We start from the raw sequence: 23705 nt of genomic DNA, 5'->3' as shown, positions 1-23705 counted from the left end.
GCCTCAGAACACCGCCTGCCCGACCGCGAAGGCGATGACCACGATCACGACGGCGATCAGCAGGAACAGGCCGAACAGGATCCGGGCCAGGGAGCCGGCGCCCGAGGCGATGCCGGTGAAGCCGAGGCCGCCGGCGATCAGCGAGATTACGAAGCAGATGAGGGCCCATTTCAGAAGGGTCATGACGTCACTCCGGGTGGGCCCGGGAGGCGGGCCGGCTTCGCTGCCTCAACCGACGCCAAGCGAGACCGTTCCGCCGATTCCGCACCGGTCCGCTTATATTCTTAACCGGAGCCGCGCGGCCGTCGAACGTCATGCGGTTTTGGCAACCGGCTGGGCCGGTACGTCGGCGCGCTCCAGCATGATCTCCGCCAGGGTGTGATAGAGGCCGCCCCGGCAGACCGCCTTCGAGGCGGCATCTGCCACCAGCGCCGCCACCATCAGCGGGATCACCAGCGCGTGGTTCTGGGTCATCTCGGTGACGATGACGAAACTGGTGATCGGCGCCTGGAGCACCCCGGTCAGGTAGGCCACCATGCCGATCAGCACGAGGGCGCCCACCGGCATGTCCGGCAGGAGCCCGTGGACCGTTCCGCCGAGGCCGGCCCCCACGGCCAGGGACGGCGCGAACAGGCCCCCCGGGATGCCGCTGATCGAGCTGAGCACGGTGGCGGCGAATTTGAGCGGCGCGTAGCTCCAGCCCGACGCCGTGTCGCCGTGAAGGATCGCCCGGGCCTCCTCGTAGCCGGTGCCGTAGGCGGTCCCCCCGGAGGCGAGGCCGCAGAGGGCGACGCACAGGCCGCAGGCGGCCGCGAACACCACCGGCCGCGTCCGGATCAGCCGGCCGGCCCGCCCCGGCAGGCCCCGGGCGAACAGGATCACCACCCGGCTGAACAGGCCGCCCGCCAGCCCCCCGGCGAGGGCAATCAGGGGCACGATCCAGCTGGCCGCGAGGGGCAGCTCGTCCTGGGTGGTGCCGAAATAGGTGTAATTGCCCAGGAGCCACAGGGAGGTCAGGCCCGCCGCCACGATCCCGGCGACGATCAGGCCCGAGGAGCGCGCCTCGTAGGCCCGACCCAGCTCCTCGATGCCGAACACGATGCCGGCGAGCGGGGTGTTGAAGGCCGCCGCGACGCCGGCCGCGCCACCGGCGAGCAGGAGGCCCGGCAGGCGGTCCGGCGTCAGGCGGCCGAAGGCCGCCATGATCGCTGCGCCGACCTGCACGGTCGGCCCCTCGCGGCCGGCCGAGGCCCCGCACAGGAGCCCGAGGAACAGGACGATCACCTTGCCGAAGGCGACCCGGGGGGAGATCAAGGCGTAGCGGAAGCGCGCGTCCCGGGCGTGCCGGGCGGCGATCACCTGCGGGATGCCGGACCCTTGCGAGTTCGGGAACACCGTGCGCGCCAGGAGCGCCGCCAGGGCGAAGCCCGCCGGCGTCAGCACCAGGGCGATCAGCGGCGAGGGCGCGACGAGCCGACGGAAGCCGTCCTGGGCGAGGTCGGCGCCCTTGGCCATCAGCACGGCGGCGAGGCCCACGCAGATGCCGCCCACGAGGAACAGCAGCCGCCCCCGCCACAGCGGGTAGGCCTCCAGCGAGGCCGAACGCAGGCGCAGGATCGAGCGGCGGTAACGGGAGCGCCGCGGACGGGGGGCGTCGATCGTCTGCCGCACCGCGTCCCGCATCTCGGCCATCTCCAAGCCACTCCCCCGCACCGCTGGAGCAAACGCTATACCGCAACCGGTCTGGAATGGCCCGCGGGACGCCCCGCAATCCCCACGTCGCTGGATCCGCTGCGGCGTGCCGCGGAGAACGGGGCCTCGACGGACCGAGCCGCACCGACGCCTTTCGCCGCCGCCGCCCTCGCCCGCACGCACAGGGTATCGTCACGGTCACGAAGCTTGGGCTAAAGCTGCATCCGGGTGGGCGTCGATGGGAGGCGCCCCGGAGTTCGCGGGGAGCCATCTTGGCCGACGACGCCATGCTGCGCCGGCTGCTTGCGGGGATCGCCCGCGGCGAGGCGGACCGGCTCGCCGAACTGTACGATCTCACGAGCCCGAAACTTTACGGGCTGATCCTGCGTATCCAACTCGACCGAGGCTTGGCCGAGGACGTGCTTCAGGACGTCTACATGCGGATCTGGCAGGCAGCGGGCGCCTATCGGCCGGAGGCCGGGCCCCCGCTGCCCTGGCTTGTCACCATCGCGCGTCATCGCGCGATCGACAGCGTGCGTCGGAAGCGCGAGGTGCAGGGGCCGGAACTGGAAAGCGGTGAGGATTGGGTGGCGCGGCTGATCGATCCGCATGACGCGGCCGGCGCGTTCCAGGACCGCGAGGCCCTCGCGGCCTGCCTCGGCCGGCTCGAGCCGCTGCACCGGGATTGCGTGCTGCTGGCCTATTGCGAAGGCCGCTCGCGCGAGGAGCTGGCCCGGCAGTTCGACCGCCCCGTCAACACGATCAAGACCTGGCTGCATCGCGCGCTCGCCGCCTTGAAGGCCTGCCTGGAGACCGTGTCGTGACCGGAACGGGCGCCCCGGACCCCGACGATCCCGATCCTCACGCGCCCGACCTGCGCGCGGCGGAGTACGTCCTCGGGACGCTCGACGCCCCGGAGCGTGACGTCGTGGAGCGCGAGGCGGCCCGGGATCCGGCCGCGGCGGCGCGGATCCGGGCCTGGGAACGGCGCCTGGACCCGCTGACCACCCTGGTCCCTGCTGAGGCGCCGCCGCCGCGTGTGCGCGCCGCATTGCTGCGGGCGCTGCCGGCGTCGGAGCGGGCGGCGCTGCCGCAGATCCTGGCCCTCCGGGCGCAGCTCCGGCGCTGGCGGATCGCCGCCGGGGGCGCCGGGCTGCTGGCCGCCGGGCTCGCCCTGTTCCTGGCCGTCGGACCGACGTTCGAGCCGTCCGACGGACGCTACATCGCCGTGGTCCAAGGGGGCGGCACGCTGCCGGCGCTCATCGTGCGCGTGGACACGCGCACCGGCCTGGCGCAGGTGAGACCGGTCAACGCCGCGACGCCCGCGGATCGCAGCCTGGAACTCTGGTATGTCGGCGCACAGGGGCCGAGGCCGCTCGGCCTCGTCGGCGCCGGGCAGAGCCAGGTGCGGCTGCCGGCGGGAACCGCCCCGGACGGGGTGATCGCGGTCTCGGTGGAGCCCACCGGCGGGTCGCCGACCGGCCAGCCCACGGGACCGGTGGTCTATACCGGCACCCTGCTCGCGGAATGACGCGCCCACGGCGCCTCACCGGACGGGGTTCGAAACGAAACGGCGCCCGCAGCGCACTCAAGGCTGCGGGCGCCGCGCCACGTGGGTCGATCAGGGCATCAGCACGGCGTTGACGACGTGGATGACGCCGTTCGACTGCATCACGTTCGGGATGGTCACGGTGGCCGTGTTGCCCTTCACGTCGGTCACGTAGACCTTCTTGCCCTGGACCGTGATGCCCAGGGGCTCACCCTCGACGGTGTTGATCTGCCCCTGGCCGCCACCCTTCATGGCAAGCGCCATCAGGTCCTTGGCGGTGTAGACGCCCGGGACCACGTGGTAGGTCAGGATCTTGGTGAGGGCCGCCTTGTTCTGCGGCTGCACGAGGCTCTCCACCGTGCCCGGCGGCAGCTTGGCGAAGGCGGCATTGGTGGGGGCGAACACCGTGAACGGGCCCGGACCGTTCAGCGTGTCGACCAGGCCGGCGGCCTTCACGGCGGCGACCAGCGTGGTGTGATCCTTCGAATTGACCGCGTTCTCGACGATGGTCTTCTGGGCGTACATCGGCGCGCCGCCGACCATCGGGTTCTTGGCATAGGCCGCCCCGCTGGCGCCGAGGCCGAGGGCGAGGGTCAGGGCGAGCGCCTTGGCCGTGCGGCCGGTGTTCTTGGTAAGCATCGCGTTTCCTTCCGAGCCCCGATGAATGGGGCAGCGCGCGTCCTTACGGAGCCGCCGGAGGAAAAGTTTCGCCGCGCGGGATCGAATTGACGGAACGGTCGCCTCGGCCGCGACCCATTCAATGTCGGTTGTCGTGCCCGGGGCGAAGGCCACCCGTCACCGGGCTCACCCCTCGGCGTCGCAGAGCGTCTCCACCGCCCGCACATACGCCTTGGCGTCGAACTTCTTCAGAGAGTTCTCGCTCTGATAGCGGACCGTCCCGAAGACCTTGCGTTTCTGCCACGGGCGGTCGTGCAGGCCGTACACCCAGGCGACGTTGGTGAAGGAATTCGCGTCGCGCCCGTCGAGGAAGTAGCGGTTGTTGAGCCGGAGCGTGCGGGCGAACCCCTCCTCGGGCGAGGGCGACCATTCCAGGATCTTCTTGCCCCAGTACATCCGCAGCTGGTTGTGCATGTAGCCGGTCTCGCGCATCTCGCGCATGGCGGCGTTCCAATAGAGGTCGTGGGTCTCCCCGGCCGCGAGCTGCGCCTCGGAATAGGCGTGCGGGCGCGGATCCTTGGCATGCTCGGCCAGGGTCTTGCGCGCCCAGTCCGGGATCGCCTTGTCGTAGGCGTCGTAGCCCTCCGTGTAGAAGACGTGGTTCATCGCGAGTTCGCGCCGGACGATCAGTTCCTCCAGGTAGGCGCCGCGGTCGTCGGCGTCGCCGCTCCCGTTCTCGCGCACCGCGAGGGCGATCTCCACCGGCGAGATCTGCCCGAAATGCAGATAGGGGCTCATATGCGAGGCGGCGGCCGCCTCCGGCCTGTTGCGGCCGGCGCCGTAGCCCTCGAAGCCGTCCTTCAGGAACGCCGTCAGGCGCTTGCGCGCTTCGGTCTCGCCGCCGACGAAGCGCCGCACCGGCCCGACATCCCGGTCGAGGTGCATCCCGGCCAGCACCGCTTCGGGATCGGAGACGTCGATCGCGCTCTTCAGCTTGAGCGCACCGGCCGGGTGCTTCGGCTTGCGCGGCTTCAGCTCCGCGATGAACGGATCCCACAGCCGATTGAGCTTCGGCCGCAGGGTCCGGGCGGCATATTCGTGCTTCGGCGAGGCCCTCTCCACCGGAACCACCACGTCGCCCTCGACCTGGACGATCCGCGTGGTCACGGCCTCGACGATCTCCGCGTACCAGCCCTTCTGGATGGCGAGATAGCCGCGGTCGAGCACCAGGAGCGCGGCCTCTCCGGCGAGGTCGATGGCGACCCGCGCGGGGGAGCCTTTGCGCATCACGAAGCCGATCCCGCGCTTCTCCAGGCCGGCCTTCGCGTCCGCGAGACCCTGGAGCAGGAAGGCGTAGTGCCGGGCATTGGCCTCGGGGAAGCCGCTCGCGCCGTCGAGCAGGCCGAAGCAGGCGACCACCGGCACGCCGAGGTGGTTCGCCTCCTCGACGGCGAGTTCGAGGGCCGGATTGAACGTCGCCCGGTTGGCCTGCTGCAGGAGATACAGGACGTAACGCCCGTCCTCGCGCGGCGCGACATCGTTGAGGACCCGGACCCGCTCACCCTGAATCGCCATGCTCACCCTGACCCTTGCTGGACGCGTCGCGCCCGAGGCGTTCCCGTCGGCCTGGCCGGACAGCTAGAGCGGGCGATGCATTCGTCTCTGCGCCAAACGGCGTCGAGACGGCGCAGTCGAACGGCCCGGCGGGCAGTGATCCGATCGGGCAAAGACCTGCCTCTTCAGCCACTTGCACGGTGATAGACCGGGACTGAACAGGCCAAATCTGTCTTCGTCGGCCCTCCGGCCGCCTGCGACATTTTCAGCACAGCACCCGATCGATGCGTGTGCGGGCGCACAAAAGGACAGCCCTGCTGTCCTGACGGCCTTGAATTTTTCTCCCATGGGCGCAGATTGTGCAGCGCGGGATGGCGATGGCGTCGCGATCCCGCTGCCCTTCTTGGGCGTTTCCTCCCTAGACTTCGGGCCGCTCCTTCGGGAGTGGCCTTTTTTCTGTCCGGATCGTCGCCGGGCCGCCTCTGTCACCGAAGCGGGCCCGATCGGCTGGATCCCGCCCGGACCTGACGTCATGCTGTTGCCGAGCGCCGGGACAGGCGCCGGAGGACACGCCATGAGGATCCTTTCCACCGCGCTGCCGGCGCTCGCATGCCTGCTCGCCCTGGCGGGCCCGGCCCTGGCCGCAGAGGTCCCGCGCTTCGCGGTCGACCCCGCCTGGCCGAAGCCGCTCCCGAACGACTGGATTATGGGCCAGGCCTCCGGCGTCGCCGTGGACGCGCAGGACCATGTCTGGGTGATCCAGCGGCCGCGCACCCTCACCGACGACGAGAAGGCCGCGAGCCTCGATCCACCCCGGACCAAGTGCTGCAAGCCCGCCCCGCCGGTCCTGGAATTCGATCAGGCCGGCACCCTGCTGCGCAGTTGGGGCGGCCCCGGCGCCGGCTACGACTGGCCGACCAACGAGCACGGCATTCAGATCGACGGCCAGGGCTTCGTCTGGATCGCCGGCAACGGCGACGAGGATGGGCAGCTCTTGAAGTTCACCCCGGAGGGCCGATTCGTCCTGCAGATCGGCAAGTCCGGCCCGCAGACCGACAGCCGCGACACCAGCCGCCTCGGCAAGCCCGCCAACGTCGATTTCGACATGGCGGCCAACGAGGTCTACGTGGCGGACGGCTACTACAACCACCGGATCATCGTGTTCGACCGCGACACCGGGGCGTTCAAGCGGATGTGGGGCGCCTACGGCAAGCCGCCCACCGACGACAAGCTCGGTGCCTACGATCCGGCGGCAGATCCGCGCCGGCAATTCGCCAACCCGGTCCATTGCGTGCGCATCGCCCAGGACGGGCTGGTCTATGTCTGCGACCGCACCAACGACCGGATCCAGGTCTTCCACAAGGACGGCAGCTTCGTGAAGGAGTTCTTCGTCGAGACGGCGACCCGCGCCAACGGCTCGGTCTGGGAGCTGGCCCTGTGGCCGGACGCCGACCAGACCTACCTGCTCAACGCCGACGGGGCCAACAACGAGGTCCGCACCCTCGATCGCGCCACCGGCGCGGTGGTCGGGGCCTTCGGCCGGAACGGCCGCATGGCGGGCCAGTTCCACTGGGTCCACAACCTCGCGGTCGATTCCCAGGGCAACGTGTTCACCACCGAGGTGGACACCGGCAAGCGGGCGCAGAAATTCCTGGCCCTGGGGAATGTCGGGCTGCGCAAGCGGGTGCCGTGACCGCGCAGGCGCGCCACAGGTCGGATAGAGAGGGGCGGAATTCCGCACCGGCGCAGGTGGACTGATCGACCATGCCGGCCCGCCCCCTCGTCCTGTTCCCCGATCCCCGCCTCGCCCGCCCGGCCGCGCCGGTCGACGCGTTCGGGCCGCCCACGCAGGCCCTCATTGAGGATGTGTGGGACACCCTGCTGGCCGCGAGCGCCATCGGCCTGACGGCTCCGCATATCGGCGTGCCGGCCCGCGTGGTGGTGATCCGGATGTCTCCGGAGGAAGACCGGCGGATCTACCTGAACCCGACGATCCTCTGGGCCTCCCCCGAGACGGCGACCCACGAGGAGGGCAGCGTCAGCATGCCGGGGGTGCGCGAGCGGATCACCCGACCCGCCCGCATCCGGTTCGGCTACCGCGACCGCGACGGCGTGGCCCATGAAGAGGAGGCGGAGGGCTTTCTGGCCGCCGTCGTCCAACACGAGATCGATCAGCTCGACGGCGTCTTCTGGATCGACCGCCTGTCGCGCCTGAAGCGGGAGCGTCTCCTCAAGCGGTTCGACAAGCGGCGGTCGGCGTAGGGCATCGTCCCGAAAGCCGGCGCCAACGCGGGACGATGCCCTATCCTCGTGCCCGCGCCCGGATCATGAAGTTGTCGTAGGTGTATTCCGCCACCTGGAACCAGAGGTACTCCTCGTTCCGGAAGGTGCGCATCGCCTCGTAGACGCGGCGGAAATCGCCGTTCTTGGCGGCGATCTCGGCGTAGACGTCGTTGGCGTTCTTGAGGGCGGCCTCCATCACCTCCTGGGGGAACGGCCGCAGCTGCGCGCCGCCGGCGACGAGCCGGCGCAGGGCCTGGGGGTTGCGCGCGTCGTACTTGGCCTGCACCTCGGCGCCGACCTGGGCGGCGGCGGCCCGCAGGATCGCCTGGTAGGATTTCGGCAGCGCCTTCCACGCCTCGGCGTTGAACCAGAAATGCAGCATCGCGCCGCCCTCCCAGAAGCCGGGATAATGGTAGACCGGCGCGACCTTCTGCAGGCCGAGACGCTCGTCGTCGTAGGGGCCGATCCACTCCGCGGCGTCGATCTTCTTCGCTTCGAGGGCCGCGTAGATCTCGGCGCCGGGGAGCGTCTGCGGCTGGACGCCGAACTTGGCGAGCACCTGGCCGCCCATGCCGTCGATCCGGAACTTGAGACCCTGGAGATCGGCGAGGCCCTTGATCTCGCGCCGGAACCAGCCGCCCATCTGGGCGCCGGTGTTGCCCCCCGGCAGGCAGACGAGGCCGGCCTTCGCGAAGACCTCGGCGAACAGCTCGGCGGCGCCCCCCGCCTGCCACCACGCGGCGGCACCCCGGGCGTTGAGGCCGAAGGGCACCGCGGTGGCCAGAGCGAAGGTCGGGTCTTTGGCCATGGCCAGGGTCGCCGGCCCGTGGCCCATCTCGACGGTGCCCGCCGCGACGGCCTCCAGGAGACCCTCCGCGGGGACCGGCTCGCCGGGGCCGAGGACCTGAATCTGGAACCGCCCGTCGGTGGCCTCGGCGACGATCCGGCTGAGCGCCTCCGGGGCACCGAACAGGATGTCGAGGGTCTTGGCATAGGCCGAGGACAGGCGCCAGCGCAGCGCAGGGGCGCCCTCCGCCCGGGCCGGAGCGGCGAACGTGCCGGCGGCGGCGGCGCCGAGGCCAGCGGTCAGCACGGTCCTGCGCCGCGTTCCTGTCGTGCGCGTGATGAGGGTCTCGTCCAACGGCATCTCGTCCGAGCGTGTCCGATCCGTCCGGCGCGGAATCGCCGGCCGCAGCTAGCATGTCCGTGCCGGTTCCCGAAAGCCGCGGGCGGCGGGGGCAGTTCCGTCGCGGCGCGAGACGGCCGGTCCTCCCGGCCGGGGCCGCGTCCCGGATGGTGCCCACCGGCGCCCGGATCGGGACGATCTGTCTCGATGATCCGGGGCTTCGTCCCGGTTCCCATGGCCGGGACGATGCGCTAGGCGCCGGGGATGCGCTCCGAGCCCGCCGTCACCCTGCACACCGTCTGCGGCCTCGAGGAGCTGGCCGGCCACGGCGGGCGTGGCGTCAGCCACGTCCTGTCCCTGCTCGATCCGGGCACGCCGGAGCCGGAGGCCTTCACCGCCTACGGCGCCCATGCCCGCACGACCCTGCACTTCCACGACTGCCTCGGCCCCGGCGATGGCCTGGTGCCGCCGGAGCCCGAGCACGTCGCGGCGATCCTCGGGTTCGGGCGGCAGCTCGACGGGCCGGCCCACCTGCTGGTGCACTGCCATTACGGCCTGTCGCGCTCCACCGCGGCCCTCCTGATGCTGTTCGCGCAGGCCGAGCCGGAGACGCCGGCCGAAGCCCTGGTCGAGCGCCTTCATGCCCTGCGCGAGCCGGCCTGGCCCAATGCCCGGATGATCGGATTTGCGGATGCGATGCTCGGCCGGGACGGGCAGCTCAGCGCAGCGGTGTGCCGGCTCCATGCACTTCAGCTGCGGGTGCGGCCGCACCTCGCCGAGCTCCTGCGCGGGTTGGGGCGGGGCGCCGAGGTCGATGCGGCGCAGAACGGATAGGTTTTCTGCCGTTACGCTCGTTGCGCGGCAACGGACGCCGCTTCACTTCCCCGCGGGGGTGAAGCTCCCGTCCTTCCAGACGTACAGCACGTAGCCCTGGGCGGTGACGTCGCCCTTGGCGTCGAACCCGACCGTGCCCAGCACCAGATCGAACCGCTCCGTGTGCAGCCCCTGGGCGATCGGCCTCGGCTCGACCGAATGGGCGAAATTGCCGGCCGCCACCAGCGCCTGCATGGCCGCGTAGCCGTAGACCGTGGAGCCGGTGGGATCGACGCCCTCGGCCTTGAAGGCCTTCACCACGCCGCCGGCGGCGGGCTGCCGGCTCGGGTCGAGGTAAAAGGTCATCAGCACGCCGTTGCTCGCCGGACCGGCGATCTTGGCGAAGTCCGGCGTGGCGATGGCCGAAGTCCCGAACCATTGCGGGCGGAAGCCGCGGTCGGCCGAAATCTTCACGAGGCGGCCCATCTCGGCGGCATCGCCGCCGTAATAGACCACGTCGATCCCCGCACCCTTCAGGCGGTCCGCGAGGGCGGCATCGTCGCCGTCGGTCGGCGAGAACGACACCGACAGCGCCTCGTTCACGCCGATCCGGTTGAGGTTGTCCTTGGTGGCGGCGGCGAGCGTGCGGGCCGCGGGCGTCTGGTCCTGGATCAGCGCGATCTTGCGGTCCCGGAACCGCTCGGCCAGCACGGCGGCGGAGAGCCGGGCCTGATCGTCGTCGCGCCCACAGACGCGGAACACGGTCGGCAGACCCCGGTCGGTGAGCCGGGCCGCCACCGAGGCCGCGGTGATCATCACGACGCCGTTCTGGGCATAGATGTCGGAGGCGGCGATCGAGGCGTTCGAGCAAACATGCCCGACGACGAGTCGCACGTTCCCGCGCACGAAGTGGTTGGCCACCGCCGTCGCGGTGTTCGAGTCGCAGGCATCGTCCTGCACGTCGAGGGTCACGGGCTGGCCGTCGAGGCCGCCCATGGCGTTGGCATCCCGCGCCGCCGCCTCGACCCCGCGCAGCACCTGCTCGCCCACCGCCACGTAGGGTCCGGAGCGCGGGACCGCCACGCCGATCACGACGTCGGCCGCCGCCGGCATGGCCGACAGGAGCGCGACACACAGGCTCAGGGAGATCAGCGCGGGCCGGAACGGCCCGCTGGCGGGGACGACGCGTCCGATCTTCATCGGGCTCTTCTAGGCATCCTTGCGCGCGGCAGCCACAGGCGGAGGGCGTACGGCGTCCGCGCCGCATTCCCGCACCGCACCCGAAGGCCATACGCGAGGATGCGGACAAACGCGATTTTTTTCCGCCGTGCGTCCCGGCGTCGTCCCGCCTTTACTTCGCGTAGTAGTAGGCGGTTGCGACGGAGGAGACGGGTCCGGTGACGCCGCTGAAGGCGGAGAGGACCTTGGACAGTTCGGTGAAGGGGGCGTTGGACACGTAGACGAGGTCGCGGTTGCGCATGCGGAACGCCTGGGAGACGAACAGGCTGTTGGGGTCGCGCATGTCGATGCGGTAGACCACGGGCACGAGCGGCGTGGCCAGCAGCTTGGAGCCGGGGTTGAGCCGGCGCACGACGCTGGCGGGCTCGAACCGGAAGATGAAGGTGCCGGCCGGGTCGGCGGCGAAATCCGAGAGGCCGCGCGCCTTGGCCAGGGCCTGGGCCAGGGTGATGCCGTCGGCCTGGAACGGCAGCTCGGTGGCCTGGCCGAGCGCGCCCACCGCCAGGAAGGTCTGGGGATCGCGCACCAGGGTGAGCACGTCGTTGGGCCGCAGGTAGATGTTCTCCTTGGGGTTGGACACCACGGTGGTCAGGGGCACGGTGGCGGTGACCGGCCCGCGCGACAGGCGCACGAAGGTCTCCGAGACCGGCGAGCGGTTGCCGCCGGCGGCCGCGATGACGTCGAGGATGCGGTCGCCGTGGCCGGAGAGCGGCAGGCGGGCGCCGGCGGCGCCCTCGCCGGTGACGGTGACCGCCTGGGAGATCGGGCGGGTGACCGAGACCAGCACCTGCGGCTGGATGGCCTTGCCGGCGAGTTCGTTCTCGATCAGGGACTGGACGTCCTGGGGGCGGCGGCCGGCGACCTTGATCCGGCCGGCATAGGGCACCGAGATGGCGCCGTCGCGCCCGACCGGCTGCTCGGGGATGAGGGCGGATTTGGAGCCGGCGGAGAAGCGGTCGGCGACCAGCGGCCCGGAGAACAGGCCGCCGGAGCCGGCCTCCCAGACCGAGACCGAGACCATGTCGCCGATGCCGATGACCGGCTCGGCCGACGACCGGTGGTCGCCGAAGGAGGCGAGCAGGCTGTCCAGCGGCCGTCCGCGCAGGGCCTCGACCACCGCGGGGGTGACGTCGATGATCTCGTAGCGCGCCAGCATCCCGCCATCCGGGGTGGCCACCTCCGCGCCCGCCTGGATCGCGCTCGCCGTCGGACCCGCCGCGGGCAGGTACGTGCAGCCCGACATCGCCGTGACGGCGAGCAGGACGAGGGGAAGTGTTCGCATCCAGATGTTGCCCATCGGTAGTGCAGAGCCCGTGCCTAGCCCATGGCGGCCCGGGTGTCCGTAGCGGGTGAGCCACACTCCGCCGGGGACGGCCGAGCTCGCGGTTTCATCCTCGCTAAGCACAGCTTTTTCGGGGCAGACGCCCGGAATCGACCGCGACGGCCTGACCGATCCGGCCCCGCCCGCCCCGGGATGATGGTGCGGTGGCCCGGTTTCCGGACGTCTGCAAGGCCCGGAACCGCCCCCGTCCGGCTCGGCGGCGCGATACGCCCATTTCCGGACAGCGCCTGATCCCCGGCGGTTCGCCAGAAAGAGCGTTCAAGCCCCACGGAGCGCCAGGCCCCTTCCGTGCGGGCCGCCGGCATCATGCGTCGCAGTCGGACACCACCATCATGGGAACAGAAGGTTTTTCCCCTCCCCGCACGGGCTACGGGCGACGCAGGTCAAGGCACGCGGCTCATGACGCAGCGCGACAGCCCTCCTCCCGTGCGGGAGAGGGGACCCGAGTCCCGCCGGTCTGACCGGCGAGCTCGCTGAGCCCTCAAACCTGTGCCGCCCGTAACCGCGAGGGGGAGAAGAGAGTGTCTCGGCCCGCGATGTGTGAATATCTTAGCCTCTGCGGGAGAGAGCGCGCGTCGCGTCGGCTTCGAGGCGGCGATCACCACTCAACGGGGCGCACCTGGGCGAAGGTCGCGAACGATGCCCGCATGGGGACGCTAATTGGTCTGGCTCACCGCGGTGCTGATCTGGTTGTAGACCCCGCTCATCCGGGTCGCGTAGAGGCGCAGGCTTCCGGCGGCGACTAGGAAGATCAGGGAGCCGATCAGGGCATACTCGATCGCCGTCGAGCCGCGCAGGTCGCGGGCGAACTGCATCATCGCGACGGCGGCCGCACTGGCACGGCCGGAGGGGGGCATCGATCGTGCGGCGCGCTGCTCCGCCCCGCGGCAGTTCGGTTCATGCATGATTGAAACCGTCCCCCACCGCGCTCCGCCGCCCCCGAGGCAACGCGGCCGATCCCCGTATTTACCCGACCCGCTATTGCCGCTGTCTTAAACCAGTCTCCGAAAGCGTATCCTTTCGGCAGGTTACGCCCGATTCCAACCCGGGATGGCGCGTCCGAAGGATCGGACGCGCCCTGAACCGGATCAGGCGTGGCCCGCCTTGTGCCGGAGATCGTCGATCCGCTTGGAAGCCTCGGCCTTGTCGAGGTCGGGGTCGAACGCCTTCGGCTCCTTGGCCTCCTCCGACAAGGTCTTCAGGTACGAAGCCTGGGCCCCGGTCATCGGCTCGCCGCCGGTGGTCCACTGATCGGGGTCCTTGATCTGGTTCGAGACGTCCTTGGGATCGGTCTTGGGATTCGCATCCGACTTTTCGGCGTGCTGGTCGGTCTTCGAAGCGGACTTCGCGGTGGACTGGGCCATGGTTCTCTGTTCCTGCAATGTTCTAACTCCCCGGGATGAACGCGCGGGTCCCGGGCCGGTTCCGGCCGACCCGCGGACCGCGCGGTTTCATGCAGCGGCCTTTCCTTCCCCGCCCCCGATCCTATTCATGATCCCCGGCGCCGGGTCGGCGCCTCGGAGCCACGGGGATCCGGAAGATGTCCCAGAGGGTGCAGACGCGCGAGACCGGACCGGCGACCGTGGGCGCGCAGGTGCTCGTGGTCATGGGCGTCTCCGGGTCCGGGAAGAGCACCGTCGCGGCGCTGATCGCCGAACGACTCGGCTGGCTGTTCGTCGACGGCGACAGTTTCCACAGCCCGGAGCACGTCGCGAAGATGCAGGCCGGCCGCGCCCTCGACGATGTGGATCGCGCGCCCTGGCTGGCGCGGATCGCGGTCTGGGTCCGGCAGAGGCTGGAGGCCGGGGAATCGGGGGTGGTGGTGTGTTCGGCCCTGCGCCGGGCCTACCGGGACGTCCTGACGGGCGGAAGCCGGCGGGTGCGCCTCGTCTATCTGGAGGGGGACAGGGCCCTGATCGCCGGGCGCCTCGCCGGGCGCCATGGGCATTTCATGTCACCCCTCCTCCTCGACAGTCAGTTCGCCGCGCTGGAGGTCCCCGGCCGCGACGAGCACCCGATCACCGTCGGCATCGCCGAGCCGCCCGCGGTGATCGCGGAGCGTATCGTGGCGCGGCTCGCGATAGAGACCCGCCCGCGGGCGGACGGGGAGTGAGCCGATGATGATGGGATCCGACAAGGACCAGGGAAAAACCCAAGGGATCGCCCTGGTGATCTCCGACGTCGACGGCACCCTGGTGACCGGCGACAAGCGCCTCACCCCCGGGACCGTCGCGGCCGTGGCGCGGCTGCGCGCGGCGGGCATCGGCTTCAGCATCGCCTCGGCGCGACCGCCGATCGGGCTGCGCGGCCTCGTCGCCGAGCTCGGCCTCGACCTGCCGATGGGGGCGTTCAACGGCGCCAGCGTGGTGCGGCCGGACCTGTCGATCCTCGAGGAGCGGACGATCCCGGAGGCCGCCGCGCGGGCGGCCCTCGACCGGCTCCTGGCGGAGGGGCTCGACGTCTGGGTCTTCGCCGAGGGCGCGTGGTGCCTGCGCGACCCGGACGGCCCCTATACCGACCTGGAGCGCCGCACGATCGGCGCGGAGCCCCGGGTCGTGGCCGATCTCGGCACGCTCACGGGCACGGCGGCCAAGATCGTCGGCGTGAGCCGCGACCCTGTCCATCTGGCGGCGTGCGAGGCGCGGATCGGGACCGCCCTGGCCGGGCGGGCCACCGTCCACCGCTCCCAGGCCTATTACCTCGACGTCACGCCGCCCGATCTCGACAAGGGCCGGTTCGTCGCCTGGATGAGCGCGCATCTCGGCATCCCGCCGGAGCGGATCGCGACCTTCGGCGATGCCGGCAACGATCGTCCGATGTTCGCCAACAGCGGCTTCTCGGTGGCGATGGGCAATGCCGAGGACGCCGTGAAGGCGGCGGCGCACGCCGTCACCGACGGCAACGACGCGGACGGCTTCGCCCACGGCGTCGCGCGCTTCATCCTTCCTTAACGCCCCGTCCCGGACGGTGGCGCCCGCTCGGGACGATGCCGGCGATGGGCCGCAGGTGCCCCCGGCGAATGACGCCGCCTGTGTCCGCCAGGGCACAGGGCGCGCCCGTACCCCGGCCGCCCACAGCTTGCCGAAGCGGGGCCGCTTTCCGGCCTCATTTCCCCGCGACCTAGCTTGACCACAGAGCAAGCAAGACCGGGTCTCGGAATGCATCGCCTTCTCCTGGCCGCCCTCCTCGCGGTCGTGCCGGCCGCCGCCTTCGGGCAGGCGGCGCACGACAACATCGACGCGTTGATCGAGCAGCAGGCCAAGGCGAACGGCGTTCCGGCAAGCTTCGTGCACGCGGTGGTCAAGCGCGAGAGCAACTACAATCCGCACGCCAAGGGCGGCAGTGCCCTGGGCCTCATGCAGATCAAGCACGCGACCGCACGCAGCCTCGGCTATACCGGCGACGCCGCGGGGCTCCTCGACCCGGCCACCAACCTCCGCTACGGCGTGGCCTATCTGGCGGGCGCCTACCGCACCGCCCAGGGCAATCTCAGCCAAGCCTATCAGTACTACAACCGCGGCTACTATTTCGCGGCCAAGCGGCAGGGCATCTCCACTGAAGTCGCGTCTGTTGTCGCCCCCGTGGCCGCCTCGGCGAGCGCCCTGGCGAGCCTGTTCGGCGGCGGCGTCGCGGATGCGGGCGCCCCGGCCCTGGCCTACGCCCCGACCGTCGCGGCGGTCGCGGCGCCGACCGAGGCGGTCGAGGTGCCGCTGCCCCCGCGCCGTCCCACCGCCCTGACCGGCACGATCCAGTTCGCAAGTCTGTCCGTCGAACCGGCAGCTTCGGCCTCGGTGGAGCCGGCGGCGCAGGTCCAGGCCGTCGAGGTGCCGCTCCCGCCGCGCCGGCCCGCCGGCTTCGGCGCCGGGGCCGCCGCGCCGGCCGAGATGGCGGAGCTGCGTCTCTCGCCCCCGGCCGAGGCCGTTCCCGGCCCGGCCGCGACGCCGACCGCCGCCTCGGCCCCGGTCGGCGAGACCGTCGAGGTGCCGCTGCCCCCGCGGCGGCCGACCCTTCAGATGCTGGCCGCCGCCGGTCCGCGGCGCGCGCTGGCCGGCGCGGCCCTGCAGGAGGCCACCGCCCTGCCGGTCGAGTAGCGCCGCACCCCGCCCCCCCCGCCGGCGCGATCCCGGATCGGGCGCGGAGGCGCTGCGCTGCCCACACAAGGATCATGCTCAAGCCTTGACCATCGCGGCGTTCCGCAACAGATAGACCGCGCCAGCAACGTGGTTGGATCGGTACGGCACGCGCCGCTGCCGGGTCGCAGCGGCCGGATACAGGTCGCGCAAGACAGATCTTTTGGGCAGGAATACGCGGGTCTCCGCGCGCAAGGTCGGGCCGCCTTCGTCCGGGCCGCGGAGCGCGATCGATCTCGAAGCGGTAGACATGCAGGGCACGGACTCTGCTTCCAGGCTGGCAGGAAAGCGGACGGCGCCATGACCGGCGTGGTGGAACAGGAATCTCTCTTTCTCACGGACCTCGGGCGCCGCGTCAGGCACGCGCGCACCGTGCGCGGATTGTCGCGCAAGGTCCTGTCGCAGACCTCGGGCCTCTCCGAGCGCTACATCGCGCAGCTGGAGGGCGGCCAGGGCAACGTGTCGATCATCCTGCTGCGGCGGGTCGCCAACGCCATGGGCGTGCGGCTCGACGACCTGATCACCGGCAACGACGCCCTGCCCGACTGGCCGGTGGTGCGCGACCTCCTCGGCCAGGCGAGCCCGGCGCAGATCGCCGCCGCCAAACAGGCCCTGTCCGGGGGCAACCGGCCCGAGGCGGGGGACCGTCCGCGCGTGGCCCTGACCGGCCTGCGCGGCGCCGGCAAGTCGACGCTGGGCAAGCTCGCGGCCGAGCGCCTGGGCTGGACCTTCGTCGAGCTCAATGCCGAGATCGAGCGGGAGAACGCCCTCTCGGTGCAGGAGATCTTCGCGATCTACGGCCAGGAGGGATACCGGCGGCTGGAACAGGCGGCCCTGCGCCGACTCACCGAGCATCCCGGGCCGCTGATCCTGGCGACCAGCGGCGGCATCGTGGCCGAGCCCCTGACCTACGACCTACTGCTCCAGGCCTTCTACACGATCTGGCTGCGCGCCCGGCCGGAGGAGCATATGAGCCGCGTGCGCGAGCAGGGCCACCTCGCCACGACCGGCGACCACGCCTCGGCCATGCAGGAACTGCGCGCCGTGCTGGCGAGCCGGGAGCCGCTCTACGCCCGCGCGCCCGCCACCGTGGATACCTCCGACATCCCGGTCCAGACGATGCTCGACCGGCTGACCGCGGCCATCGAGGCGCGGTTCGGGCAGACGGTCGCGACGGTCGAGTGATCCGGGCCGCCGGTTTTCGATGACAGCCCCGCGGGCGACGCAGGCTCGGGATTGCCCCGGCCCTTGATCGCCGCGGTGCGGCGCACCACGCTAGAGCGTGCGCCACGATTTCGCGTATGGCGCGGCCGCCTGCCCCGCACGGACGGGGTCCGCACGCGCCGCCCGGCCAATTCGGAGTCCCGGACATGAGCATCCGCCCATGAGCGCCAGTCCCGCCCGCAATCCGGGGGCCCGCGACCTCGCAATCCTCGACCCGGTCTGGTCGCGTCTGCGCGCCGAGGCCGAGGAATTGCTGCACACCGAGCCGCAGCTCGCCTCCTTCATCGTGGCGACGATCCTGAACCACACCACGCTCGAAGGGGCGGTCGCCCATCGGGTCGCGGCCCGCCTGGGGCACCCGTCGCTGCCGGCCGAACTCATCGCCCACGCCTTCCACGAGGCGATCACGGTCGACCCCGCGATCGGACAGGCCTTCCGCGCCGATATCGGCGCGGTGATCGACCGCGATCCCGCGACCCTGCGGGCGCTCGAGCCGGTCCTGTACTTCAAGGGCTTCCACGCGCTCCAGGCCTATCGTCTCGCCCACCACGTCTGGAACCGCGGCCGGCGCGACCTCGCCCTCTACATCCAGAGCCGCGTCTCGGAGGTGTTCCAGTGCGACATCCATCCGGCCGCGCGGATCGGGCGGGGCGTGTTCCTCGACCACGCCACAGGGCTCGTGGTCGGCTCGACCGCGGTGATCGAGGACGACGTGTCGATCCTGCACGCCGTGACGCTCGGGGGCACCGGCAAGCAGCGCGGCGACCGGCATCCCAAGATCCGCCGCGGCGTGATGATCGGCGCCGGCGCCAAGATCCTGGGCAACATCGAGGTCGGGGCCTGTGCCCGGGTCGCCGCGGGGTCCGTGGTGCTCCGGCCGGTGCCGGCCAACACCACGGTGGTGGGCGTGCCCGCCCGCGTCGTCGGCACTGCGGGCTGTGACGATCCGGCCCGGGCCATGGATCAGCTGGTCGCGCTCGACCAGTTCATCCATCTGGGCGATGGGATCTGACGGGCGACCGCCGCGCTTGCCGCTCCGCCGAAGCCGTGGCAAGCCCACGGCCCATCCGCGGCGCCAGCGCTGCTGGAGCATCGACCCGGGAGCCGGACCCCGGGCGATGCGGCCGAGCCATGATATCGCATCCTCAACCCCGGATTCCGGCGATCACCGTTCGGGACGATGCGTGAGGGAGACCAGACAGCGTGACCAAAGCCGAGACCGCGAAGCTCCAGGACTACCTGCGCCGCAAGTTCGCCAACAACAACATCCGCCTGACGGCGATGAAGACCGGCGATTCCGCCGAGGTGTTCATCGGCGAGGAGTCGATCGGCGTGATCGCCGACGACAAGGAGGATGGCGACGATTCCTTCGTCTTCCGGATGGCGATCCTGGACATCGACCTCGAGGAGGACGCCTGAGACGCAACCGCCCCACCCCCCATGCGAGGCGGCCTCTGTCCGCGGCTACTTGTGCATGGGTTAACGCTACCCGCTGGTATTACTTAACAGGCGGTAAACGACGTGACTAAACTGCGCGCAACCTATACAGGAGCGCGAATAATGGTCCTCACGCCCGCCGCCCTCGACTCGATCCGGACGCTGTGCATCGGCCTCGCGCTGTCCGGGCTGATCGCCAGCGCGTTCGAGCTGTTCGCGGCGCGGCGGGCGAGCTTCAGCCTTCTGGAGCGCGGCGGCTTGCCGGCGGTGGCGGCCCTGCCCATGCTGGCCTTCTCGGCGCCGTTCATCATCCTGCGCAACACCGTGCGCGGCCGGCGGATCGAGGGGCGGCCGATCCCGTTCGTGATGCTCGCCACGGTGATCGCCTGCGGCTGGAGCCTGCTCTCGGGCCGGGTCGCCCTCGACCTCGCGGCGATGCTGGTCGGCGCCTGAGCCGCCACGGCATCGTCCCATCCTTCTCCGCTGAGAAGCTGCGCTACGGCTCCGCGGTCGCCACCTGGGCCGTGCCGTCCTTTCCCTCCAGGGAGACCCAGGCCGGGCCGTCCTGGCCGGCGCGCTTGATGAAGCTGTAGCCGGTGCGCCGCCAGGGGCGGATCGCGTCGGTCTTGTTGTCGAGGATGAAGTCGCCCCGATCGGTGCGCACGGTCAGCACCGCGTGGCCCTCGTTGGTCTCGTCGATCACCACGGTCATCAGCAGGACACGCCGCGGCAGGCCGCGCTCCACCAGCATCCGCCGCTTCAGGAGCTGATAGTCCTCGCAATCGCCCGATCCGTCGTCGGGGAAGTCCCAACGGTCGACCACGCCCCAATGCGCCTGATCGGTGAGCGGCCGGATACGGGCATTGACCCGGCGGTTCACGCTCAGCAGCGTCCGCCAGACCGCCACGGTGAGCGGGATCACGGGCGGTTCCGACGTGTCGAGGGTGCATTCCTCGGGCATGCGCGCGCAGAAATTGGTCCAGCCCGCGATGGCACGCACGGATCCGGTGGGCTCCGCCGGGGACGCTTCGCCCGGCAGGACGAGGCGCGCATGCGCGTGGGTCGTGGCGCCGCCCAGGGTCAGCAACGTCCCGACCAGGCCGAAGCTCGCGGCTTGGCGCGCCCGGCGCACCGCATCCGTCCAGCCCCGCCATCGCAGGAGCCCGAAGGTCTGGCACGTGAGTCCGCCATCCGCGTGCCGCATGGTCCAAGCCCCCGCCGCCCGATGATGACGGAAAGGTGACACGCCTTTCTGCGGCGCACAATGGGCTCGGAGGGAGACTATAACGGCCAAACCCCATTGCGGGTTCCGTTTCGCGGCGGCGTTGCATCCGCAGAACTCCGCAACCTCGCATGCAGTGCGGGAATGCCCGATCTGCGCGTCGCCCGAAGCCCTTGCTTCGCGGCCGCTTTGCCGGCTTGTCAAACCGTGCCCCCGCGCTGGATTCGCGGCGGGTCGATCGATCGTAGCAAGGCCCCGGCCAATTCCTCCGGGACGCGGGCCAGAAACAGGACACGGACATCGTGATGCAGCCCGCCATCCAGCAGGTGATCAGAGCGCTCGCCGAGGATGGTCGGGCCGGCGCGATCAACATCGCCGAACACGCGGTCGAGTCCTACCTCGCCGGCGCGCCGAGCGCGGGCGACCGGGCCCTGTCCCGGGACATCCTGGTGCGCGACCTCGCCAGCCTCCGGGGCGTCGCCCCCCACCTCGCCGGCTTCATCGGCCGGGTCGAAGCCTACGTCGCGAAGCTCGCGCCCGCCCCGCTCAGCCGCGCGGCCTGAACCGGCCCCCGCTCAGCGGTTCGCGGTCGTGACCGGGGAGGTGACGCCGCCGAGGGAGACCCAGGCGACGGCGTCCTGGCTCTCGCGCTTGATGAACACGTAGCCGGTCTTGTGCCAGGGCAGGATCGCGCTGGTCTTGTTGTCGAGCACGAGGTCGCCCCGGTCGGTGATCAGCGTGAGCACGGCGTGGCCCTCGCCCTTCTCGTCGATCACCACGGTCATGCGCATCGCCCGGCGCGGCAGGCCGGCCTCGGCCAGCAGATGGCGCTTGAGCAGCTGGAAATCCTCGCAGTCGCCGATGCCGTCCTCGGCCAAGTCCCAGCGGTCGGCCACGTGCAGGTGATCCTGGTCGGTCATCGGCTCGACCGCCTTGTTGACCCGCCGGTTCACCGACACGATCGTCGCCCAGGTCGAGGCCGTCAGGCTGATCCGCGCCGGCTCGCTCCGGTCCACCGCGCACTCCGCCCCGTAGCTCTGGCAGAACGTCACCCACGCCGCGATCGGCTTGGCATCGCCGAGCACCTGGGCGCCTACCTCCAAGGGCAAACTCGCCAGCATCTGGGCTACGGCGGTCGCCGCGAGGCCGAGCAGAACCAGCGCCCCGGCGAGGGTCACCCGAACCGTCCTGAGAAGCCCCGCAGCCATCGAACCCGTCCCCGTTGTCGAGGCCAGGATTGCGCCGCAGAGCCTCCGCGGCGCTGAAGCGGATGCGCGCAATTTTATCGATTCGCCGACGGCACCCGGCTCTCGCCCGACACCGTCGACGGGCGGCTTGAGAAGCGCCGCGAATGCGCCGCATCGGGTTTGGAGGGTGTAAACCTTGACCGTTCGGTCAGGGCTCGGGACGCTTCACGAAGGCCGCTCCGGCCCCGAAGAACGCGGCGCCGGCAGCCATCCCGGCAAGGCCTATCTGCCAGGGCGCGAGCGCACGGTCCCGCTCCAGCGTCGCCGCCGCGGCCATCCCCGCATCTTTGGTTCGGCGACGAACGTCGGTGACGCGTCCATCGCGCGGAACACCCGCGTGGGCGGCCCGGCGCGATCGAGCATCAGGCGTCGACCTCTCGGCCATCACCCCTGATGCTCGCGCGTCCCGATCGGCATGAGCTGAGATCTTCCCGGCACGCCGGCCAGGGATGCGCCCCTCACCCTGCGGTCTGGTCGAGCTTGCGCTCCGCCTCGCCCTTCAGCTCCGGGAAATCCGCCTGGGTGTAGGCCCGGCCCCGGTGCGGATCCTCGGTCACGCCGTCGTGCTCTAGGCGGCGCAGCTGCACCCGTCGGATCTTGCCCGAGATGGTCTTGGGCAGGTCGGCGACGAATTCGAGCCCGCGCAGGCGCTTGAAGGTGGCGAGCCGCGCGTTGGTGAAGCGGAAGATGTCGAGCGCCGTCTCCGGCCCGGGCGAGGCCCCCGCCACCAGGGAGACGTAGGCCTTCGGGATGGTATGGCGCATCGGGTCCGGGATCGGAACCACCGCGGCTTCCGCCACCGCCGGGTGCTCGAGCAGCACGCTCTCCAGCTCGAACGGGCTGATCCGGTAGCCCGAGGACTTGAACACGTCGTCGGCCCGGCCAACGAAGGTGTAGCAGCCCGCCCGGTCCACGAAGGCGACGTCGCCGGTCCGGTAGAGGCTGCCATCCGCCCCCGTGAGCTGGCCCTGGCCGTCGTCGTAGCCCTGCATCAGGCCGGCGGGGCGGTGCGCGCCGAGGTCCAGGCAGACCTCGCCCTCGGCGGCCGGCTCCCCGTCGGCGTCCAGCACGCGCACCCGGTAGCCCGGCAGGGGTCGTCCGAGGGCGCCCGGCACCACCGGCTGGCCCGGGCTGTTGGCCATCAGGGCCGTGGTCTCGGTCTGGCCGTAGCCGTCGCGGATCGTGAGGCCCCAGGCGCTCCGCACGCGCTCGATCACCTCCGGATTCAGCGGCTCGCCCGCCGCGCAGACCTCGCGGAGCGCGAGTTGCTTCCCGGTGAGATCCTCCTGGATGATCATCCGCCAGACGGTCGGCGGGGCGCAGAGGGTGGTGGCGCCGGTGCGCTCCAGCTGCATCAGCAGGGCGGCGGCGTTGAACGGCGCCTGATTGATCACCAGGATGGTCGCGCCGGCATTCCAGGGGGCGAAGAACGACGACCACGCGTGTTTGGCCCAGCCCGGCGAGGAGACGTTGCAATGTACGTCCCCCGGCTGGAGCCCGAGCCAGTACATGGTCGAGAGCGCCCCGACCGGATAGGACCGGTGGCTGTGGCGCACCAGCTTCGGCTTCGCCGTGGTGCCGGAGGTGAAGTAGAGGAGCAGCGGATCGTCGGCCCCGGTGGGCGCGTCGGGCGCGAAGGTTTCGGACGCGCCGTGGGCGTCGTCATAGGCGCCCCAGTCCCCCGTCGCGGGCCCGGTGACGAGGCGGATCGCGTCACCCGTGTCGAGGCCCGAGAACCGCGCGACCTGCTCCGGCCCGGCCACGATCGCCCGGGGGCGGCCGCGGGCGAGCCGGTCGGCGAGTTCGTCCGCGGTGAGCAAGGTGGTCGCCGGGATGACCACCGCGCCGAGCTTCATCGCCGCCAGCATGGTCTCCCACAGGGCCGGAACGTTGCCGAGCAGCAGGAGCAGGGGGTCGCCGCGCTTCAGGCCGAGCCCGCGCAGATGGTTGGCGACACGGTTGGACCGCGCCGCGAGTTCGCCGAAGGTGAAGCGCTGCTCGGCGCCGCTCCCGGCCTCGACGATCCGGAGCGCGTCGCGGTCGCGGCTCTCAGGGCCGGCGAGTTCGGCGTCGAACCAGTCGAGCGCCCAGTTGAACGGCACCGGATCCGGCCAGGCGAAGGCCGAGACTGCGGCGGCATAATCGGTGCGGTGGGCCAGCAAAAGATCGCGGGCCTCCCGGAAGCTGGGCATGGTCGTTCCCCCGTCGAAGTCTTGTTCGATCTGTCAG

The 23705-nt window shown here is 71.1% G+C and carries 26 protein-coding genes; 13 read left to right on the top strand and 13 right to left on the bottom strand.

The genetic code is table 11. From position 1 onward, the window contains the following. Positions 1-3: 3 nt before the first annotated feature. Positions 4-183 carry a DUF1328 domain-containing protein gene (locus AC3IF3_RS14510; RefSeq protein ID WP_243965167.1) on the bottom strand — a complete coding sequence of 60 codons (180 nt, stop codon included), beginning with the start codon at positions 181-183 and terminating at the stop codon, positions 4-6. 129 nt (positions 184-312) lie between these two features. Beyond that, the gene (locus AC3IF3_RS14505; protein WP_489229326.1) at positions 313-1692 is read right to left on the bottom strand and encodes a chloride channel protein; all 1380 of its coding nucleotides are present in this window, start codon (positions 1690-1692) and stop codon (positions 313-315) included. Between the two features lie 272 nt (positions 1693-1964). On the opposite strand from AC3IF3_RS14505, the gene AC3IF3_RS14500 reads away from it, so the two are divergent. Continuing rightward, a complete protein-coding gene (locus AC3IF3_RS14500) occupies positions 1965-2516 on the top strand; it encodes an RNA polymerase sigma factor (RefSeq protein ID WP_489229325.1) in 552 nt (183 codons plus the stop codon). Next, complete coding sequence (locus AC3IF3_RS14495) at positions 2513-3223, top strand: anti-sigma factor (protein WP_489229324.1); 711 nt, start codon at positions 2513-2515, stop codon at positions 3221-3223. Before AC3IF3_RS14500 ends, AC3IF3_RS14495 begins: the two co-directional genes overlap by 4 nt. 90 nt (positions 3224-3313) lie before the next feature. Here the strand turns inward: AC3IF3_RS14495 and AC3IF3_RS14490 are convergent, their stop codons facing one another. Together AC3IF3_RS14490 and AC3IF3_RS14485 are read right to left on the bottom strand one after the other, a co-directional pair. Beyond that, on the bottom strand, positions 3314-3880 hold the full coding sequence (locus AC3IF3_RS14490) for a fasciclin domain-containing protein (RefSeq protein ID WP_243965174.1): 567 nt from the start codon (positions 3878-3880) through the stop codon (positions 3314-3316). Positions 3881-4045: 165 nt separating this feature from the next. Further along, the gene (locus tag AC3IF3_RS14485; protein WP_489229323.1) at positions 4046-5434 is read right to left on the bottom strand and encodes a deoxyribodipyrimidine photo-lyase; all 1389 of its coding nucleotides are present in this window, start codon (positions 5432-5434) and stop codon (positions 4046-4048) included. Positions 5435-5987: 553 nt separating this feature from the next. On the opposite strand from AC3IF3_RS14485, the gene AC3IF3_RS14480 reads away from it, so the two are divergent. Both AC3IF3_RS14480 and AC3IF3_RS14475 read left to right on the top strand, forming a co-directional pair. Next, positions 5988-7106, top strand: coding sequence for an NHL repeat-containing protein (locus tag AC3IF3_RS14480; protein WP_489229322.1), 1119 nt, complete (start codon positions 5988-5990; stop codon positions 7104-7106). Positions 7107-7177: 71 nt separating this feature from the next. Further along, a complete protein-coding gene (locus AC3IF3_RS14475) occupies positions 7178-7675 on the top strand; it encodes a peptide deformylase (protein WP_489229321.1) in 498 nt (165 codons plus the stop codon). A gap of 40 nt (positions 7676-7715) precedes the next feature. Here the strand turns inward: AC3IF3_RS14475 and AC3IF3_RS14470 are convergent, their stop codons facing one another. Beyond that, entirely contained in the window at positions 7716-8843 is a 1128-nt protein-coding gene (locus AC3IF3_RS14470) for a TRAP transporter substrate-binding protein (protein ID WP_489229320.1), read from the bottom strand. Positions 8844-9086: 243 nt separating this feature from the next. On the opposite strand from AC3IF3_RS14470, the gene AC3IF3_RS14465 reads away from it, so the two are divergent. Then, positions 9087-9656 carry a tyrosine phosphatase family protein gene (locus AC3IF3_RS14465; RefSeq protein ID WP_489229319.1) on the top strand — a complete coding sequence of 190 codons (570 nt, stop codon included), beginning with the start codon at positions 9087-9089 and terminating at the stop codon, positions 9654-9656. Between the two features lie 42 nt (positions 9657-9698). On the opposite strand, the gene AC3IF3_RS14460 is transcribed toward AC3IF3_RS14465, so the two are convergent. The 4 genes from AC3IF3_RS14460 to AC3IF3_RS14445 all read right to left on the bottom strand — a co-directional run bounded on the left by AC3IF3_RS14460 (position 9699) and on the right by AC3IF3_RS14445 (position 13580). After that, complete coding sequence (locus tag AC3IF3_RS14460) at positions 9699-10835, bottom strand: branched-chain amino acid ABC transporter substrate-binding protein (protein ID WP_489229318.1); 1137 nt, start codon at positions 10833-10835, stop codon at positions 9699-9701. A 151-nt stretch (positions 10836-10986) separates the two neighbouring features. Next, positions 10987-12156, bottom strand: coding sequence for a polysaccharide biosynthesis/export family protein (locus AC3IF3_RS14455; RefSeq protein ID WP_489216788.1), 1170 nt, complete (start codon positions 12154-12156; stop codon positions 10987-10989). Between the two features lie 716 nt (positions 12157-12872). After that, a complete protein-coding gene (locus tag AC3IF3_RS14450; RefSeq protein ID WP_489229317.1) occupies positions 12873-13121 on the bottom strand; it encodes a Flp family type IVb pilin in 249 nt (82 codons plus the stop codon). Positions 13122-13304: 183 nt separating this feature from the next. Continuing rightward, complete coding sequence (locus AC3IF3_RS14445) at positions 13305-13580, bottom strand: DUF3072 domain-containing protein (protein WP_243968132.1); 276 nt, start codon at positions 13578-13580, stop codon at positions 13305-13307. A 176-nt stretch (positions 13581-13756) separates the two neighbouring features. Here AC3IF3_RS14445 and AC3IF3_RS14440 point away from each other — a divergent pair, with 176 nt between their 5' ends. The 7 genes from AC3IF3_RS14440 (at position 13757) to AC3IF3_RS14410 (ending at position 19460) form a co-directional block, all read left to right on the top strand. Continuing rightward, positions 13757-14329, top strand: a complete 573-nt coding sequence (locus tag AC3IF3_RS14440; RefSeq protein WP_243968133.1) for a gluconokinase — start codon at positions 13757-13759, stop codon at positions 14327-14329. Positions 14330-14333: 4 nt separating this feature from the next. Then, entirely contained in the window at positions 14334-15167 is an 834-nt protein-coding gene (locus AC3IF3_RS14435) for a Cof-type HAD-IIB family hydrolase (protein WP_243968134.1), read from the top strand. Positions 15168-15374: 207 nt separating this feature from the next. Further along, a complete protein-coding gene (locus AC3IF3_RS14430) occupies positions 15375-16307 on the top strand; it encodes a transglycosylase SLT domain-containing protein (protein ID WP_243968135.1) in 933 nt (310 codons plus the stop codon). A gap of 339 nt (positions 16308-16646) precedes the next feature. Beyond that, positions 16647-17531, top strand: coding sequence for a helix-turn-helix transcriptional regulator (locus tag AC3IF3_RS14425; RefSeq protein WP_243968136.1), 885 nt, complete (start codon positions 16647-16649; stop codon positions 17529-17531). 199 nt (positions 17532-17730) lie between these two features. Then, the gene (gene cysE / locus AC3IF3_RS14420; protein ID WP_243968138.1) at positions 17731-18582 is read left to right on the top strand and encodes a serine O-acetyltransferase; all 852 of its coding nucleotides are present in this window, start codon (positions 17731-17733) and stop codon (positions 18580-18582) included. 191 nt (positions 18583-18773) lie between these two features. Continuing rightward, on the top strand, positions 18774-18989 hold the full coding sequence (locus AC3IF3_RS14415) for a DUF3126 family protein (RefSeq protein ID WP_091721446.1): 216 nt from the start codon (positions 18774-18776) through the stop codon (positions 18987-18989). A gap of 141 nt (positions 18990-19130) precedes the next feature. Then, positions 19131-19460 carry a DUF6949 family protein gene (locus AC3IF3_RS14410; protein ID WP_243968139.1) on the top strand — a complete coding sequence of 110 codons (330 nt, stop codon included), beginning with the start codon at positions 19131-19133 and terminating at the stop codon, positions 19458-19460. A 43-nt stretch (positions 19461-19503) separates the two neighbouring features. Here AC3IF3_RS14410 and AC3IF3_RS14405 read toward each other — a convergent pair whose 3' ends face one another. Then, a complete protein-coding gene (locus AC3IF3_RS14405) occupies positions 19504-20211 on the bottom strand; it encodes a transglutaminase-like cysteine peptidase (RefSeq protein ID WP_489229316.1) in 708 nt (235 codons plus the stop codon). A gap of 323 nt (positions 20212-20534) precedes the next feature. Here AC3IF3_RS14405 and AC3IF3_RS14400 point away from each other — a divergent pair, with 323 nt between their 5' ends. Continuing rightward, positions 20535-20792, top strand: a complete 258-nt coding sequence (locus tag AC3IF3_RS14400) for a hypothetical protein (RefSeq protein WP_489231299.1) — start codon at positions 20535-20537, stop codon at positions 20790-20792. 12 nt (positions 20793-20804) lie between these two features. Here AC3IF3_RS14400 and AC3IF3_RS14395 read toward each other — a convergent pair whose 3' ends face one another. From AC3IF3_RS14395 to AC3IF3_RS14385, 3 genes are all read right to left on the bottom strand, one after another. Further along, positions 20805-21437 carry a transglutaminase-like cysteine peptidase gene (locus tag AC3IF3_RS14395; protein WP_489229315.1) on the bottom strand — a complete coding sequence of 211 codons (633 nt, stop codon included), beginning with the start codon at positions 21435-21437 and terminating at the stop codon, positions 20805-20807. 187 nt (positions 21438-21624) lie between these two features. Continuing rightward, entirely contained in the window at positions 21625-21753 is a 129-nt protein-coding gene (locus tag AC3IF3_RS14390) for a hypothetical protein (protein WP_489229314.1), read from the bottom strand. A gap of 181 nt (positions 21754-21934) precedes the next feature. Further along, positions 21935-23668 (bottom strand): AMP-binding protein, encoded by a 1734-nt coding sequence (locus tag AC3IF3_RS14385; RefSeq protein ID WP_489229313.1) that lies wholly within the window; start codon positions 23666-23668, stop codon positions 21935-21937. Positions 23669-23705 lie beyond the last annotated feature (37 nt).

Source organism: Methylobacterium sp. J-118, assembly GCF_057836565.1.
Note: the sequence above shows the minus strand (reverse complement) of the source record. Positions and strands in the feature narration are given on the sequence as shown.